General features: G+C 46.2%; 11 protein-coding genes. 3 read left to right on the plus strand and 8 right to left on the minus strand.

The annotated features are described in order from the left end of the window. Positions 1–81 precede the first annotated feature (81 nt). A complete protein-coding gene (gene patX / locus QUA83_RS05100; protein ID WP_333291945.1) occupies positions 82–285 on the minus strand; it encodes a heterocyst-inhibiting protein PatX in 204 nt (67 codons plus the stop codon). 819 nt (positions 286–1,104) lie between these two features. Then, positions 1,105–1,842 (minus strand): dephospho-CoA kinase, encoded by a 738-nt coding sequence (gene coaE / locus QUA83_RS05105; protein WP_333291946.1) that lies wholly within the window; start codon positions 1,840–1,842, stop codon positions 1,105–1,107. A 205-nt stretch (positions 1,843–2,047) separates the two neighbouring features. On the opposite strand from coaE, the gene QUA83_RS05110 reads away from it, so the two are divergent. Then, entirely contained in the window at positions 2,048–7,195 is a 5,148-nt protein-coding gene (locus QUA83_RS05110; protein ID WP_333291947.1) for a CHAT domain-containing protein, read from the plus strand. Continuing rightward, the gene (locus QUA83_RS05115) at positions 7,189–7,332 is read left to right on the plus strand and encodes a hypothetical protein (protein WP_333291948.1); all 144 of its coding nucleotides are present in this window, start codon (positions 7,189–7,191) and stop codon (positions 7,330–7,332) included. Before QUA83_RS05110 ends, QUA83_RS05115 begins: the two co-directional genes overlap by 7 nt. A 276-nt stretch (positions 7,333–7,608) precedes the next feature. On the opposite strand, the gene QUA83_RS05120 is transcribed toward QUA83_RS05115, so the two are convergent. Further along, entirely contained in the window at positions 7,609–9,033 is a 1,425-nt protein-coding gene (locus QUA83_RS05120; RefSeq protein WP_333291949.1) for a diguanylate cyclase domain-containing protein, read from the minus strand. A gap of 422 nt (positions 9,034–9,455) precedes the next feature. Here QUA83_RS05120 and QUA83_RS05125 point away from each other — a divergent pair, with 422 nt between their 5' ends. Beyond that, the gene (locus tag QUA83_RS05125) at positions 9,456–12,482 is read left to right on the plus strand and encodes a PAS domain S-box protein (protein ID WP_333291950.1); all 3,027 of its coding nucleotides are present in this window, start codon (positions 9,456–9,458) and stop codon (positions 12,480–12,482) included. Between the two features lie 266 nt (positions 12,483–12,748). Here the strand turns inward: QUA83_RS05125 and QUA83_RS05130 are convergent, their stop codons facing one another. The 5 genes from QUA83_RS05130 to cobA all read right to left on the minus strand — a co-directional run bounded on the left by QUA83_RS05130 (position 12,749) and on the right by cobA (position 17,145). Continuing rightward, positions 12,749–13,327 (minus strand): Uma2 family endonuclease, encoded by a 579-nt coding sequence (locus QUA83_RS05130; RefSeq protein ID WP_333291951.1) that lies wholly within the window; start codon positions 13,325–13,327, stop codon positions 12,749–12,751. A gap of 87 nt (positions 13,328–13,414) precedes the next feature. Continuing rightward, entirely contained in the window at positions 13,415–14,593 is a 1,179-nt protein-coding gene (locus QUA83_RS05135) for a tetratricopeptide repeat-containing serine protease family protein (RefSeq protein WP_333291952.1), read from the minus strand. Between the two features lie 310 nt (positions 14,594–14,903). Next, on the minus strand, positions 14,904–15,182 hold the full coding sequence (locus tag QUA83_RS05140; protein ID WP_333291953.1) for a type II toxin-antitoxin system death-on-curing family toxin: 279 nt from the start codon (positions 15,180–15,182) through the stop codon (positions 14,904–14,906). A 16-nt stretch (positions 15,183–15,198) separates the two neighbouring features. Beyond that, complete coding sequence (locus QUA83_RS05145) at positions 15,199–15,390, minus strand: DUF2281 domain-containing protein (protein ID WP_333291954.1); 192 nt, start codon at positions 15,388–15,390, stop codon at positions 15,199–15,201. Positions 15,391–15,573: 183 nt separating this feature from the next. Then, positions 15,574–17,145: a uroporphyrinogen-III C-methyltransferase gene (gene cobA, locus QUA83_RS05150; protein WP_333291955.1), complete on the minus strand. Its 1,572-nt coding sequence runs from the start codon at positions 17,143–17,145 to the stop codon at positions 15,574–15,576. Positions 17,146–17,181: the final 36 nt, after the last annotated feature.

Here is a 17,181-nt window from a genome sequence, read left to right on the forward strand (position 1 = left end):
CTTCAATTTTTCTCTTTTTCTCCCAATTTTATATTCTCCCATTCTCCCCCTAATTCCCTGCAATTATCGCTTTTTTCGGCTTTATCTCCCGGTGCCTCGTCCTGGTGGCTTATTATCTGGCTCCTTATCGTAAAAGGTCTGAGAGTCGGCTATGGCGGTTAAAATTTCGGGAGCAGAGTTGTCTTGAGCAAAAAAGGTCGATCGAGTTTCTAAGCTTTGAGCATTAACTGCGGTACCACTCAGTAACAGGCTTGACATCAGGATGGAAGAGTAAACGCGCATCATAAAATTTTGGTGTTTGTATTTTCCCCTTCTTGATACGCAGTCTGTACTCTGCTATCAGGATAAAAAAAATAATTGTGGCGAAATCATCAATTAGTAAGTGAGGGCACCTGCAATTTTTTTGATTTTTTGTTAAAAGCGGGTGAAATCCATCATCTAGCTCGCTTGTTCGCGGGTAATTTATAGTTATCTGCTACTGGCGGGCAACCAGCAGAATTCAAGACCCTGTTCAAAAAAATAATGCTACTCTTCTATGCCCCTGTTCGCAACCCTGGTAGTTATAAATCATTTCCAAATCTAAAATCTAAAATCTAAAATCTAAAATGGTATCGCCTCTGGAATCCTCTGGAAACGGTCTTCCAACAAGGAAACAAAAACCGCCAATTGTAAAGTTTTACAACTTTTATGATTGACTTCATAATTTATTGAGCTGAAGCCGCAATCCGGGGATTAAAGACATAACAGGAGAGTAACCAAGCCCGCCATCAGCACCTTAGATATCAATATCTTGGTCAAGGAGATTCCTTAAAGCGGGCAGTGCCTAATTTTTTACATTAACTTCATAAATGATTGCTATTGTATTTTTAAATAAATTGTGAACTTTTTATTTTTTGTGATCTTTTCTGACTTTTCTGATCTTGCTTTGTGACAAGAGCGCTTACCCGCCACTCCGAAGGAGAAGTCGAAAGCGGTTGGGGAAAAAAGCTCCTTCACAAAATCCTGGATTCAATCTCAAATCTCACCTCTCAAATCGACTAACTGGCGCGCAGGAATTAAAAAAACCCGGTTTTAAAACCGCTATCGCGGAATCAATCTCAAATATCAAATCTCACAGCGACTGACTTGCACATCTACCTGCCGGAATAGCGAGTCGAGGGTTGACGAGTTGTCCAAAATAACATCAGCTTGTTGACACTTTTGAGCTAGCGGCAACTGGGCGTTAATGCGGGCATTAGCTCGATCGTAACTCAAGCCGTCTCGCTGCATTAGTCGTTCTGACTGCACTTCGGGTGAACAGTACACTACCCAAATTTCGGTACACAAGTCAGTCATGTTAGCTTCAAACAGCAGCGGCACTACCAAAACCAAAGTCAACGTGTCAGCCTTGGCACAGAAACCGGGTTTTTTTTCAACAATACTCGGTTCTAGCTTTTGATGATGGTGAAAAAAGCCGGTTTCTTGAGTCTTTGTACCTAAATCCTGTGTGCCTTGGGATACCAAACTCGATGCAGCAATGCAGCTTTGAGTTTCCTCAACTAATCGGCGGCGCACGTAAGGGTGAATCTGTTGTTCCAACCACTGTCGCTCGTCTGCGTTACAAAAAATAATACTTCCCAACTCTGGCCGATTTAAATTGCCGTCCGGGAGCAAAATACCCGCGCCGTATCGTTTTACAATAGAGTCAAGTATTGGCGAACCGGGGTTCACAGCTTCGCGGGCGTAAATATCGGCATCTAAAATTGGAAATCCACAGGCATCTGCCAGATAATTAGATATAGCGGTTTTACCGGTGGCGATGCCCCCAGTTAAACCAATTAGACGGACAATTCGATCGCTCATAATTTTCTCTGTTTAAACTTCCTGTGTTTCGACACTTACTGTCAGTCTTTGCTATGTTGGTGACACAATCAAATTTAGACTTAAATTTTAAGATTTGCGATCGAGAGTTCGCGTTAGGAAGTGTCAGTATTGGGGTGCGATCGACTCTTTTTTACCTAAAATCTCAATTTTAAACTCGAATGAAGGTCTAGACCGAGGCAAACTTATGAATGCTCAACGTGCTGTGCGGTCGATTCTGGCAGCAATTCCCCTTGCTGGATTTTTGATAGTAGATTTTTTCCCCAACCTGGTTTTCCTCAAAGAAAACAGCAGCGGATGGGTACTCGTGGCAATTTATCCCCAATCTCAAATTGCTGCGGCACAATCTATTACTCCAGCCCCAGACGGCACCGGAACCACTGTCACCGCCCCAGGTACAGTGTCGCCTCCTCGCTACGACATTAAAGGCGGCACTACATCCAGAGACGGTGCAAATTTGTTCCACAGTTTTACTCGGTTCAATCTGAATTCTGGCGAAACTGCCAATTTCATCTCCAACCCAAGCGTTAAAAATATCCTCGGCCGCGTTGTCGGGGGCGACGCTTCCTTAATTAACGGTCTAATTCAAGTTAGTGGCGGCAATTCTAATTTGTTGCTGATGAATCCCGCAGGCATCATCTTCGGAGCAAATGCGCGGCTCGATGTGTCCGGGTCTTTTTTGGCTACCACCGCTAGCGGTATCGGTTTTGACGACCGTTGGTTCAACGGTACTGGGGCAAACGACTACGCCGCCCTAGTCGGAACGCCGAATGCTTTTGCTTTTGGCGCACAGCCGGGGAGTATTGTCAATGCCGGTAACTTGGCTGTCGGCACGGGGCAAAATTTGACTTTGCTGGGCGGAACGGTGATCAGTACGGGCCCACTTTCAGCCACAGGCGGTCAAATTACTGTGGTGGCGGTTCGGGACAAAAATTTGGTGCGGTTGAGTCAAAACGGACTTTTGCTGAGTTTAGAAGTTTCTCCAGCAGCCGGAATGTCGGCTTCGGAAGCTCTCCCCTTCTCTCCGCTGACTTTACCTCGGCTGCTTTCGGGCCCCGGCGTGGCTAATGCTACGGGTATAACTACAAACGCTCAAGGTGAAGTCGTGCTCACAGGCGGCCAAACAGTGCCTGCAGGGGCTGGAACTGCGCTGGTAGCGGGTACTGCGGACGTGTCTGCCAGGGGGGGCGTCGGAGGAAGCGTCAACGTGTTGGGTGACAAGGTAGGTCTATTGGGAGCGAAGATTGAGGCTTCGGGGCCCGACGGCGGCGGAACGGTGCGGATCGGGGGAGATTACCGAGGCGAGCGAACTGTGCCGAATGCCAGGATGACTTACGTGGATGCCAAAAGTTCGATCGCAGCCAACGCAACTGAATCAGGCAACGGCGGCCGAGTTTTTGTCTGGGCTGACAACACAACAGCATTTTTGGGCAGCATCAGCGCAAATGGCGTTTCTGCAACGGCAACCGCAGGTGTTGGCGGGTTTGTGGAAGTGTCGGGCAAGCAAAGATTGATTTTTAACGGTACTGTTGATACTTCAGGGACAAACGGTTTGGGGACTTTGCTGTTAGATCCAGAAAATATTTTAATTACAGATTCCCCAGAAGGTACGGGCGATGCGGAAATAATTGCTAACAATAATATTTTGGCAACAGGAACGCCACCAGAACAGCCAAACAATTCTGAGCCTTCGCTGACTATTTCGGCTAGAGCTTTGGAAAGTATGTCGGCGACTGCAAATGTGGTTGTCGAAGCGCTCAATGATATCACAATTGCTGATTTGGCGGACAATCAGTTGAGCTTTCAATCAACTACTGGTTCGGTAACATTTAGAGCCGATGCCGATCGCAATGGTGCGGGTGCTTTTTCGATGAATGCGGCCGATACAATTAGCACGGCTGGCGGTGCGATCACCATTTCGGGAAGTCAAATTACTGCGGGCAATTTGTCGAGTAACGGCGGAAATATTAGTTTGATTAGTCCGGGGGCGACCGTTGCCAACAATATTTCTTCATCCAATCTCAGCACCGCCAAGAGCGGGAATATTGTGCTCGACGGTCTGAATGTAACGGCGCAAAAACTGGATGCCAGCGGGCGGGAAGCGACGGGAAATGTCACTGTGACGGCTCGGAATGTTCTGGGAGTGAGCTCGATCGCAGGGGGTTCGGGAAACATTACTTTGACTGGTGATGAAATTAATTTTAAAGGTGACAAAAATTCAGTCAGCGGTACTGGGTTTTTGGTACTGCAACCTTGGAGTCCCGGTCAAAATATTGCGATCGGCGGTTCTGGAGATGTCGGCACTAATATTTATTTGAATCTGACAGCAAACGACCTCGGAAGTTTGGAAAATGGGTTTGCTGGAATTACGATCGGGCGCAGCAACGGTATCGGTTCAATTCTGATTGCCAACGATTTCACATTTTATGATCCGCTTATTATTCAATCGCCAGCGGGTTTGGGAACAATCACTACCACAAATTCTTTGACAGGGGCCGACAATGCCTCAATTACTCTCAAAGCTGACGGCAATATCCGTACCGGAAATATCACTACCAACAATCAGGAAATTCGCATCGTCAGCACCGCAGGCAATGTCACAACCGGTCAGTTACTTACTGGAACTGCCCGCACTATCAACACTTCTGTCAATCCTTCCGAAGATATAGGCAATTCGGCGGGAGATGTGAGTGTTACTGCACAGGGTACGGTGACTGCCGGGGCGATCGACACAAGGGGCGATCGCGCTGGGAAGGTGACGCTGACGGGGCGCAATGGAGTTACTGCCGGGGCGATCGAAGCTGGTGGCTCGAAAACACCGGGAGATATTACCCTGACGGGCAACAAAATTGACTTGACGGGTGAGAACAATTCGATCGCCAGCAACGGCAATCTGGTGCTGCAACCAGCAGATCCCAGTCAAAATATTATAATTCAAGGTTCGGGCGATACAGAAGCTCTGAACTTGACTGCTGCTGAATTGAACACTTTTCAGAATGGGTTTGCTTCGATCACGATCGGGCGCCCTGACGGTAGCGGTGCGATATCGATTGGTTCTCCAGCGCCGAATTCAACGCCGAATTCAACGCCTCTGGCGTTGACCTTTCAAGATCCGACGACGATTCAATCGCCATCGGGCAGCGGCGCGATCGTGGGAACGGGTGCGATCGTCGGCACTGATAACGCCACAATCTCTCTAATGGGCGGTACTGTAGCCGTCGGAGACGTTACCTCGATTGCGGGGATTAACATCACTAGCAGTCAAGGCAAGTTGACTGCTGGTACGGTTTCATCTCGCTCAAATTCCGGGGTGGCGGGCCCTATCAATATTCGCAGCGCTGGTGCGGTAGAAACCGGCAACATCGATGCTTTTGGTGCCAGAAGCGGGGGAGATATTTCGATTGCGGCGCCGGGCCGGATCGTTACAGGGGTGATCAACTCGAGTTCGCAATCGGGAAGTGCCGGTTCGAGCCAAATTATCGGGCAGAAAGATGTTGAAGTTGTTTCGATCAAAGCTCGTGGCAATACGGGCGGCGATGTGGCAATCGAGGCTGGGGGAGCGTTTCGGGCTGCGGGAACAGGAACTGCTGCTGAACGCGCCCAGGTCAGCATTTCTACAGACGGGCTGGCTCAATCGGGTTCACAGACGCTGCTGCAAAGCACTTGCTCGTCGGGAACCTGCACGGCGGCGACTGTTGGGACGGGAAACTTGAAGTCGAACACTGCCACTTCCTCAACTGCGATCGGGCCGCTGGCGATCGTGCCGAGTCCGGCACCAAATACCAGCGTGGAACTGCAAACTACAGACAATTCTCAACAAATTGTGACTCAGGTGAGTCTCGGCGCCGCAGCGTCGGAGCCAAAGACCAGTAACGCAAATGTCTCGCCAGAACCTGCTGCTGCGTCTGTTGAGGCGGGGTCAAAGGAGACTGCGGCAGGCCCGGTACTGCTGTCGCCGTTGGTGTTAAAAGACAATTTGGGTACGCCTGCGGCGACAGAAAACGCCAGCGTGGCAACAACTCCACAGAAGCCGGCGAGTGCGGTGACAGCAGAAAGTATCGGGAATGTGAGGGTTCCTGAGATTTCTCGATCGAACTCGATCGCGCAAATAAATCCGATCGACGCAGTGCAGCAAAGGGATAGAACTCAGGGCCGGGAATTTGAACGTTACTTTGGAGGCACTGTCACTGAAAAGTCAGTCACGCAGCAAAGTATTCGAGATACTCTCAGCAGCGTCAATCAGTTGACTGGGGTTAAACCCGCTATCCTTTACGTGTGGGCGAAAGAAAAACATTTAGAACTTGTGTTGTTATTGCCAGACGGCAAAAATGTTTTTAAAAGCGTGCCTGCAAGCCGCGAGACAGTCCTGCAAGTTGCTAAAAAATTCACTAATGCTATCAGAAGTCCCAGGAGATTGAATGCTGTTGATTACAAGGAACCTGCCGAGGAACTTTACCAGTGGTTAATTGCACCTCTGCAACCGGAATTGGAGGCTAACAAGATTGACACTTTAGTGTTTTCTATGGATGTCGGTTTGCGAACTTTGCCTTTGGCTGCTCTTTACGACGGCAAGCAGTTTTTGGTAGAAAAGTACAGTTTGGGGCTGATTCCGAGTTTGAGTTTAACTGATACTCGCTATGCCGATGTTAAGGGTTCTGAAGTGTTAGCGATGGGTGCGTCGAATTTTCCTGCCAAATACGATCAAAATCCGTTGCCTGCGGTGCCGTTGGAAATATCGACAATTGTGGGCAAGATTTGGCCTGGTTCGTCTTTTCTCAATGAAGCTTTTACTTTGGCAAATTTGAAGCAGAAGCGCAATCAACCGCAATACAAAATTATTCATTTAGCTACTCACGGCGATTTTCAGCCTGGGGGGGCCCAAAATTCTTACATTCAGTTTTGGGATACTAAGTTGCGGTTGAATCAGTTGGAGCAGTTGAAGTTATCTAACCCGCAGGTGGAGTTGTTGGTTTTGAGTGCGTGTACTACGGCGGTGGGGGACGAACAAGCTGAGTTGGGGTTTGCAGGGTTGGCGGTGCACGCGGGGGTAAAATCGGCTTTGGCGAGTTTGTGGTATGTCAGCGATGTCGCGACTTTGGGGCTGATGACTGAGTTTTACCAGGAGTTGCGTACAGCGCCGATTAAGGCTGAGGCTTTGCGGCAAGCGCAGTTGGCGATGTTGCGGGGTGAAGTGCGGTTGCAAGATGGTTATTTGGTGCGATCGGGCAACAATCAAGCTCTGCCTTTGCCGTCGGAGTTGGCCGCCAGGGGCGATCGAAAGTTGTCGCATCCTTATTATTGGGCTGCTTTTACCATGATTGGTTCGCCGTGGTAATTCTGAAGGAAGAGGGTGCGATCGCCCACAAAACCGGGAGAGAAGAAGTCGCAAAACTCGGAGGATCAGAATACCTAAAAAAGTGCGGTAATATCATTTCCGGTTACACCGGAATGATGTTGACTGTTGACTGTTGACTGTTGACTGTTGACTGTTGACTGTTGACTGTTGACGCCGTGAACAGTCAACAGTCAACAGTGAACTCGAATTTACTATTCCAATGCTAACGGATTTGATATCATTGGCCGCCACGCTTTCTCCGTTTTTGTCTAGCATTTTTAACAAAATTTCCTAATGCTCTAATGATGGCTTAGAGGTAATAGAGCCAATCTTTTGGGAGTAGAGACAAAAACGATTGGTTTCTCACGCACGGCTGATTTTGGAAATCAACTGCCTCTCACCACGTTGTCTAATTATATTAGTTCGCCATCATCTAGACGATAAACATGAACACAGTTGCGACCTTTGCCTTTGGCAGCATAACAAGCTGCATCAGCCGCCCCCATAACCTCCATCAAATCTTGGCTGTCTTGGTTAATGGCAACAACTCCAATACTGACCCCAATGATAAAGGTTTTGCTATCCCAAATAAACCGAAACTGATGCACTAGATCTTTGAGGTTTTCCGCAATCTGAGCTGCTTTAGAGAGGGGACATTTAGTAAGCAAAAGACCAAATTCATCACCTCCCAAGCGAGCCAGTGTGTCATGAGCGCGGACTCCCTTTTGTAAAAGTGTAGTGATTTGGCGCAGTAGCTCATCGCCAGCAATATGACCAGCGGTATCGTTAACGACTTTGAACTTATCTAAATCTAAATAACAGAGAGCGTGCTGCTGATTGCTATCTTGAACAGAGGCGATCGCCTCCATTCGTCGCTGCTCAAATCCTCGACGGTTGATTAAACCCGTCAGAGCATCGTGACTAGCTTCCCAAGAGAGTTGACGAGCAAAATTGCGCGATTCGGTAACATCATGAAAGACGATGACTGCCCCGATAATTTGACCTTGGCAGTCTCGAATCGGTGCTGCTGAGTTGTCAATGGCATACTCCGTCCCATCGCGCGCAATCAGTATAGTATGGTTAGCTAAGCCCACAATTCGCTTCTCCAACAGAGCCTTGTTGATCGGATTCTGTACTGGCTTTCGTGTTACTTCATTGACAATTTCAAAGACTGTAGACAGGGGGAGTCCCTTAGCCTCATGAGCCTTCCAGCCTGTCAGTTGCTCAGCGATAGGATTGAAAAATCGCACATTACCTTGAGCATTGGTAGTAATAACTGCATCACCAATCGATTGGAGAGTCACTTGAGCGAGTTCTTTTTCGGCAAAAAGGGATGCTTCGAGACGTTGGCGTTCTTCCATTTCTCTCAAGAGACGTAAATTCTGCTCTTGGAGGCTTTGTTGCAACCGTCGGATAGTTAGGTGAGTTTCGACACGAGCTAATACTTCTTCAATTTGAAATGGCTTAGCAATATAATCTACGCCACCAACAGCCAGCCCCTGAACCTTATTGAAAGTTTCATTGAGAACACTCAAAAAAATTATCGGAATGCTTGTGGTTTGCTCGTTAGATTTTAATTGTTTACAAACTTCATAGCCATCCAAATCGGGCAATTTAATGTCGAGTAAAATTAGTTCCGTCCATGGCGATTGGGCGGCTCGGATCGCCATTTCACCTGTTGTGGCACAGCGAACTTTATAACCATGTCTCCTCAAACTACGGCTCAGAAGACGCAGGTTGTCAGGCAGATCGTCAACAATTAAAATATTGCCGCGGTAGTTGGTAGCTGGATCGCTCACTCTATCGCTAGTTCTATCGAGAATCCTACTCCTTTCCATAGTTTCTTGCCAGAGGACTACAAGCCTATGAATAAGAGTATAGTTGAATTATTAGGTTATAAACTCACTTTACGCAGAAAGAAATCCTGCGATCGCAGAGTTCGAGGACTGGCACGCTGCCACAGCCCCTACAAAATCTGACTTGTTGAGGTAGGGATAATCCCCCCGTGGTTGCCCTTCTTCGTTTGGGGTAAAATTAGGAGAACATTTTTTCAACCCAAGCAGCCGATTTATAAACAAGCACATTTCTTAAAGGGCAAGTCTACTCGTCATTGCGATCGGATGTCTCGTGCTGCTGGGTTCGCAAGTTGACATCTCCCTACTCAAAAGTGGTTTTCCCGGTAAGACTTCGACCATGAAGCGGGCAATGGCAGAACTCAATCGCTAAGCACTTCAGCACTCATGAATAATGCAGGTTAGATATGATTACACAATTTTTTGAAAGTGGAGGATTCATTCCTCATGGTCACTGCTATCTCTGGCAAACAAACTTAGTAGGATTACATATTTTATCCGATGGTTTAATTGCTTTAGCTTACTACTCCATCCCCATCATGCTAATCTACTTTGTGCGACAGCGCCAAGATACTCCATTTCAGAAAGTATTTATTCTGTTTGGCGCCTTCATAATTGCCTGTGGTACAACTCATATTATGGAAATTTGGACGCTTTGGTTTCCTACTTATTGGCTTTCGGGAGGACTTAAAGCTATTACTGCTCTGATTTCTATATATACTGCATCTGAGCTAGTGTTTTTAATTCCATCAGCCTTAGCTTTACCTAGTCCAGCTCAACTTATTGTGGCAAATCAAGCCTTAGAGAAGGAGATCAATGAGCGCAAGCGGGCTAAAAACGAACGCAAACAAATTGAGGTGGCTTTACGAAACAGTGAAGAGCAGTTTCGCAATGCGTTTGAAAATGCCTCTATCGGGATGGCGATCGTTTCACTTGATGGGCACTGGATTAAAGTCAATCCTGCCTTATGTCAGATTCTTGGCTACTCCTCAGAAGAGTTGTTAGCGTTAACTTTCCAAGACATTACCCATCCTGACGATTTAGACCTGGATCTTAGTTATGCACATCAACTATTAGCAGGAACAATTTCAACTTACCAAATGGAAAAACGGTATTTCCATAAACAAGGACATATGGTTTGGATTCTTCTTGATGGCTCGCTCGTACAAGATGAACAGGGCAATCCACTGCATTTTATTGCTCAGATCCAAGACATTACCGCTCGCAAAAAAGCTCAAAAGACGCTAGAGCTTCAGAGTGTTGTTATGAATAACATGGCAGGTGGAGTGTGTTTAATTAAAGCCTCAGATCTCAGAATCGTCTACACCAATCCCAAATTTGACGCTATGTTTGGCTACACAGATGGCGAACTCGCAGGTCAATCGGTTGTTGTCTTGAATTATATCGATACAGAGGTTACACCAGACGCAAGCGTTGTAGATCTTGTCACTCAACTTGAGCAGAAAGGAGAAGCACAATATGAAGTATACAATAAGAAAAAAGATGGAAGACTTTTTTGGTGCAGGGCTCATACGTCTAGGTTTGAACACCCTGAATACGGAACTGTATATGTTTCCGTTCAGGAGGACGCAACAGAGCTAAAACTGGCTGAGCAAGCTTTGCAGGCTACCACAAATCGCCTCAACTTTCTCCTGAACTACAGCCCCGTTGTTATTTTTAGCTGTAAACCTGGTGGCGATTATGGAGCAACGTTCATCAGCGAAAATGTCAAAGATGTATTGGGCTATGAAAGCATTGCGTTTTTAGAAGATTCTGAATTTTGGGTGAATAACTTACACCCAGATGATTTAGAACGAGTAGTTAATGGCTTAGCCCATCTATTCGTCAATGATTTTTATTTCCATGAATACCGTCTTCGTCGCTCAGATGGGGTGTATCGCTGGATACTCGGTCAACTCAGACTAATTCGAGATCGTGCAGGTAGACCAGTGGAAATCTTGGGATATTTAATTGATATTAGCGATCGCAAACAAGCCGAGTTGGAACTTCAGCAAGCTAAAGAAGCAGCAGAAACAGCAAACCGAGCCAAAAGTATGTTCCTGTCCAATATGAGCCACGAACTCCGTACTCCTCTCAATGCTATTTTGGGATTTACGCAATTGATGAGTTACGATCCTGTTCTGACTCCCGAAATCCAACAAGATCTGGCGATCGTCAATCGTAGCGGCGAACATTTATTGGAATTGATTAACGACATTTTAGATTTATCCAAAATTGAGAGCGGACAGATGACACTCTCTCTTTCTGACTTTGACCTAAAATTTTTGCTGATTTCTATTGAAGAAATGTTGCGAATCAAAGCCCAATCGAAAGGATTGAAACTAATTGTCGAGCGAGACCCTAATCTTCCAGAATTTGTGCATAGCGATGAGAAAAAACTGTATCAAGTATTAGTCAATTTGCTCGGTAATGCGATTAAGTTTACTAAAAAAGGAAGCGTCACCTTACGAGTAAGATCAGAACAGATCGACCAAACTTCCTGTCACCTATGTTTTGAAATTGAGGATACTGGAGTGGGAATTGCTCCAACAGAAATAGACAGCTTATTTAAGGCGTTCGTGCAAGCGGAAGCTGGGAATAAATTAAATCAAGGTACTGGTCTAGGTCTAGCTATCAGCCAAAGATTTGTCAAACTCATGGGTAGTCAGATTCGGGTTCAAAGCACATTGAATCATGGGACAATTTTTTACTTTGAACTAGGGGTAAAGTTACCTCAATCAGTCTGCCTTGGTTCAGAATTGCTTAAACAGAGAGTGATTGGTATAGCTCCAGGACAACCAACATACCGCATCCTTGTGGTTGAAGATGTAGAAGAAAATCGCCGCTTATTGGTCAAACTCCTTACCTCAGTCGGTTTTGAGGTGCGCCAAGCAACACAGGGAGTTGAAGCACTATCCCTGTGGGAAAGTTGGTCCCCACACCTGATTTGGATGGATCTACGAATGCCGATCATGGATGGCTACACAGCCACTAAACGCATTAGAGAACATTCTCAGGGACAAGAGACTGTCATTATTGCTTTAACTGCCAGTGCTTTTGAAGAAGAGCGAGAGAAAGCTCTTATGGCTGGTTGTGACGACTTTATGAGCAAGCCTTTTCAGGAAAGGCTCGTCTTTGACAAACTCGCTCAACACTTGGGAGTAGAGTACATCTACACAGTTGTAGGAAAAGAGGCCCAACAACTATTTGTTGATTCTGTATCTCCCGAAGATTTAGCCGTGATGTCCTCTCAGTGGTTAGAAGAAATGTATCAAGCTGCCTACTATGTTGATCCTGAAGTCATGAACGAGCTAATCAAACAAATTCCCGCATCTAAATCAATTCTTTCCAGTTCGCTAATTGATTCTGTCAATAACTTTAACTATGACCAAATTATGGACTTAATTCGACCTCTGCTCCCGAATCCAGTTTAGTTATCGAGTTTAAGGACAAAGAAGCTAGAGCGATCTAAGGGGTGGCTAGGGAGCATCTCACTGAAAGCAGCCCAGCTAGAAATTGGAGTTTTGAGGCTCTCTTGCTGCGAGCAAAGAGTCAGAAGGAATGAGTCAGAAGAAGTGTTTTTACAAATATGAGATGCTCCCCTCCCGATCCAACTCGCTCTGACTTGCATTCCTCACGACGAAATGGTAACGGTTATTTTATTAAAGATGATATAATAATAAGTCAAAATTTAATTCTACTAATTCCAAATTTTTTGCAAATTGAGAACAAATCCCGGCAAAACATTTTCGCCAGAAAGAGTGAGAGGAGATTGTAAAACTTCCACATCTTGACCGGAGCGATAAATTTCAACTTCCCGTTTTTTGCGGTTAATCAGCCAACCCAAACGGCAGCCATTTTCCAGATATTCTTGCATTTTTTCCTGAGTCTTTTTTAGGCTGTCGCTGGGTGAGACTAATTCAATGACAAAATCGGGACAAAGCGGGATGAATTTTTCTCTTTGTTCGGGCGTCAAAGCTTCCCAGCGCGATTTTTCTACCCAGGAGACATCAGGAGATCGATCGGCTTTATTGGGCAGAGTAAAACCTGTGGAGGAATCAAACACTTCTCCGAGTTCAGTTCGATCGTTCCACGTCCAGATTTGAGCATTCGCTGTTGAGTTGCTTTTTCCCGTTTCTCCTCCGGTTGGGGGCATGACAATTAATTCTCCGTTGGCGTTGCGTTCTAGTTTCAAGTCCGGGTTTTCTTCGCACAGTTGATAAAACTGTTCTGAAGTTAGTTTTATAATGGAATTGAGGTTTAAGGTGATAGCAGTCATTGTTATTTACCTGCTGTTTTTATGAACGACATTAAGAATTAAAAATGAGTAATCCCATTTTTAATTCTTAATTATTAACTTCTCATTCTACTGCAATTGCTTGATTCTGCTGAGCGCGTCTTGATAGGCGCTGGTTCTTCCGCCTTGCTTGTAAAGTTCTGCTGCTTTTTGAAAGTCGGCCATTGCTCGCGGTTTGTTGTTGTTTTCCAGGTAAGCTAAAGCTCGGTTGTAGTAGGCGTCGGCAAAACCGGGATTGGCTGCGATCGCATCATTGTATGCTTGAATAGCGCTGGGCGCGCGGGTTGTCTCGATGCTGGCGAGAAGAGTGCGGGCATTGCCGATGTTGAAATGCAATTCTGGAGTGTAGTTGGGCTTGAATTTGAGTGCTTGGGTGAAATCATCGATCGCGTCCGAAGGATTGTCTTGATCTAACCGCGAAAGTCCTCGAAAATAATAAGCTTGGGCGTCTTGCGGATTGGCGGTGGATACGGGGCCTTGAGTTGCGGGAGTGTTGTCTACTTTCAACTCGGATTTGTTTATTCCCGCCGCCACCAGCTTCGCGATAAATGTATTAATTGGAACTGCTGCATTAAATCCGGTTTTAATCGGGGCGACTTCGCCGGAACTCGTTTGCGCGAAACCGAATTCCCCTTGTCCGTGTAAACCGATGACTCGGCCTTCGGAGTCAAAAACTGGGCCGCCACTCATTCCACTCCAAGTTACGGCCTGGTACCGCAAAGTGTAACCTTCCGGGCGGTTCCCCGGGCGGCTGGTAACGAGTCCGGGAGAGAGTTCAGGTTCTCGTTCAGCGCCGAAAAGTCCGCCCGTAGCGGGATAGCCGTAAACGAAGATTTGAGTGCCGATGACGGCTTGATCGGAATCGGCGATCGTCGCGACTGGATATTCTTCGGGACTTTCAAATTTGACTACGGCTAAATCCGGGTCAGTTTCGGCGGTTTGTAAACGGGTGACGGAGGTTGCTTGATAGTTTTTGCCTTTAGACGTGCGAACGGTGTATTTCACGTCTGCTTTCTCTACAACGTGGTTGACTGTTAAAACTGTGTAAGTTTTGCCTGTTTTGGCAATAATTACCCCAGAACCGTCTCCGAGGGAACTGTTAATTTGTACAGTCAGCGGCCCAGCAATGCTGGCGACTTCTTGGGGGGTTTTGGCGATCGCGGGCTGGCTGATGACTATGGTTAAGGCTGCGGTAGTTCCTGCTAGCAGGGTGGCTAAGGTGTCGTAACGAGAAAAATTTATATTCATGGCTATTGCTAATTAGTAGTTGGGTAGCGGGATTTGGCGGAGGAAGGGCGATCGGCGGTTGGTGCTTTTTTCTGTTTAGTTTTATTACTGATTTGACGCAAAGGATCTCGGCTTTCTTCTTTATTGATAATTTTACTCGCTTTTTTGTTCCGCGATTCGCTATTTCCATGTAGCGTGAGTACGCCGCACCTTACTTAACCTCAATGAATGCGGCCCAACTTACTTATTAAAACTCAATAATACATGACTCGAACTCGGTGGTTAGTTCTTCCTTAGTTATGGTTCCCCGTGCGACTCGCATGACTAAATCCTATGCTCGATCGTCGGTCAAATTCAGAGTGCAACCATTCAAACGCAAAAAGGTATCTGTCACTGCAAAAGCCGTTCGTTTATTGCCGTCAATAAAGGGATGATTCATCGCTATGTGATAGAGATAGGCGGCAGCTTGTTCGCTAATCGTTGGATGCAAAAAATCCCCGCCAAAAGGTGCTTGCGGTTGAGCCAAAGCCGACTCCAACAAGCCTTCATCTCTAACGCCGGGAGTGCCACAAAATCTCTCTATCTGTCTGGCGTGGATACTTAAAACCATACTTTTGCTGACAAAATTAGGAGTTGGCAAGGCGACGGTAAACCTCCTTTCTTTCGCGTTCTGAATCTAGATATGCCTGCCATGCTTTGGCTTCGAGTTTTTGTTTTTCTTCTTCAGTCTTTAAGGAACGGACAAATTCAAGCACTTTCAGCAGCACGGGTTCTGGTACTTGGTCTAGTTCTTGAAGAAGTTGGTCTTTTGCGGTCATATTTCCTCCTAGTTATTTTACAACTATTTTATCCTAATTCATAAAAGTTTTGCAACCGAGAGATTGTACGCGATCGTCTGTAGGGAGACGGCACTGCCGTGTGTCCTTACTTACTTTTTTAAATTGGTATTACAACCATTTTACCAGCTACAGATTAGATAATTAACGGCTGCCCGCTCGCACTTATGAACTTTGATATTCTGCAACCCATTGGACGATCGCCTCAGTCAGTCCATCTAAGGTATATTCTTTGGCTTCCACATCTAACTTACCCAATAAATTTTGGCAGCTTTTGGAAGTTTCCGGCCCGATGGATGCGATGCAAACGCTTTCTAACCAATCCTGAGACAGGGACAATTCTGGGCTGTTTTCTAGGAGGTGACAAAAGTTACGCACAGTTTTGGAACTGGCAAAGGTTATGATATTTACGGCTTGATTTTGGAGTGCGGATAAGGCGATCGGATCGATTGTTTCGGGACAGCAAGATTGGTAAGCTGGCACTTCTATTACTTGCGCTCCTTTGGCGGTGAATTCTTTAACTAAAACTTCTCTGCCGCCGCTTTCTACTCTGGGAAATAGGATTTTGCAGTTTTGCAAGTTATCGGGGAAGTTCTCGACTAGAGAATCGGCGACAAAGTTGGGGGGAATAAAGTCTGGTTGTAGAGAGTGCGATCGCAAACTTTCTGCTGTTTTTTTCCCGACAACTGCGATTTTAATACCAAACAAGCTGCGGGCGTCTTTGCCTTTTGCTTGTAATCGTTGAAAAAAGCAGTCTACAGCGTTGTGGGAAGTGAGAATTAACCAGTGAAAGCTTGACAATTGTGCGATCGCACTGTCTAATGGTTCCCAAGTGGATGGCGGCCCAATTACCAAGGCGGGCATTTCGATAACGCGAGCTCCTTGTTGCTGGAGTCGATCGCTAAATTCAGCAGACTGAGAAACCGATCGCGTGACTAAAATGGTTTTTCCTGCTAGCGGCAATTTGCTGTTATTAGTGGTGACAGGTGTATCGATCATATTTGTGCTTTCTGGCTGGATTAAATATTCGCGCAATCTAACTACTTCCCCAATTACCATCACGCAAGGCGATAGAGATTGACCTGCTGTTTGCTGTACAATGTTGGAGAGAGTGCCCAGCCAAATTTGCTGTTCGGGGCGGCCACAATCTCGGATAATGGCGATCGGAGTGTCGGTAGATCGTCCGTGCTTTTGCAATTGCCAAATTATCTCGCTTAAATTGCGCCCTCCCATCAATATTACCAAAGTTTCTATCTGCACTAATGCTTCCCATTCCAAAGCATCCGGTTCATGGGCGCTCATCACTGCAAAACAGCGGCTCATAACCGGATCTGTGAGGGTAATTCCTGCTAGTAAAGGTGCGGCTAATGCGGAGGATATTCCGGGTATTACTTCAAACTCGCAGCCCGCTGTGATTAATGCTTGAATTTCTGAACTAGAACGACCAAAAATAAACGGATCGCCACTTTTTAAGCGGATCACTTGTTTTCCGAGTTGGCAATGTTCTACCAGCAAACGGTTAATTTCTTGCTGCTGGGTGGAAGGTTTGCCGCCACGTTTGCCGACTTCTATTTTCCGACAAGTTGCTGGGATTAATTCGAGTTGCGGGATGTCGATTAGAGCATCGTAGATTAAGACTTCGGCTTGGGATAGCAGTTTGTGCGATCGCACTGTCATCAAGTTACAATCTCCGGGCCCCGCACCGACTAGGTAAACTTTCCCTTTTTGGTTTTTCATAAGTCCTCCTCGATAGTATAATTTAAGGAAGAAGGC

This window comes from Microcoleus sp. K1-B1 (assembly GCF_036704705.1).
Lineage (GTDB): Bacteria > Cyanobacteriota > Cyanobacteriia > Cyanobacteriales > Microcoleaceae > Microcoleus.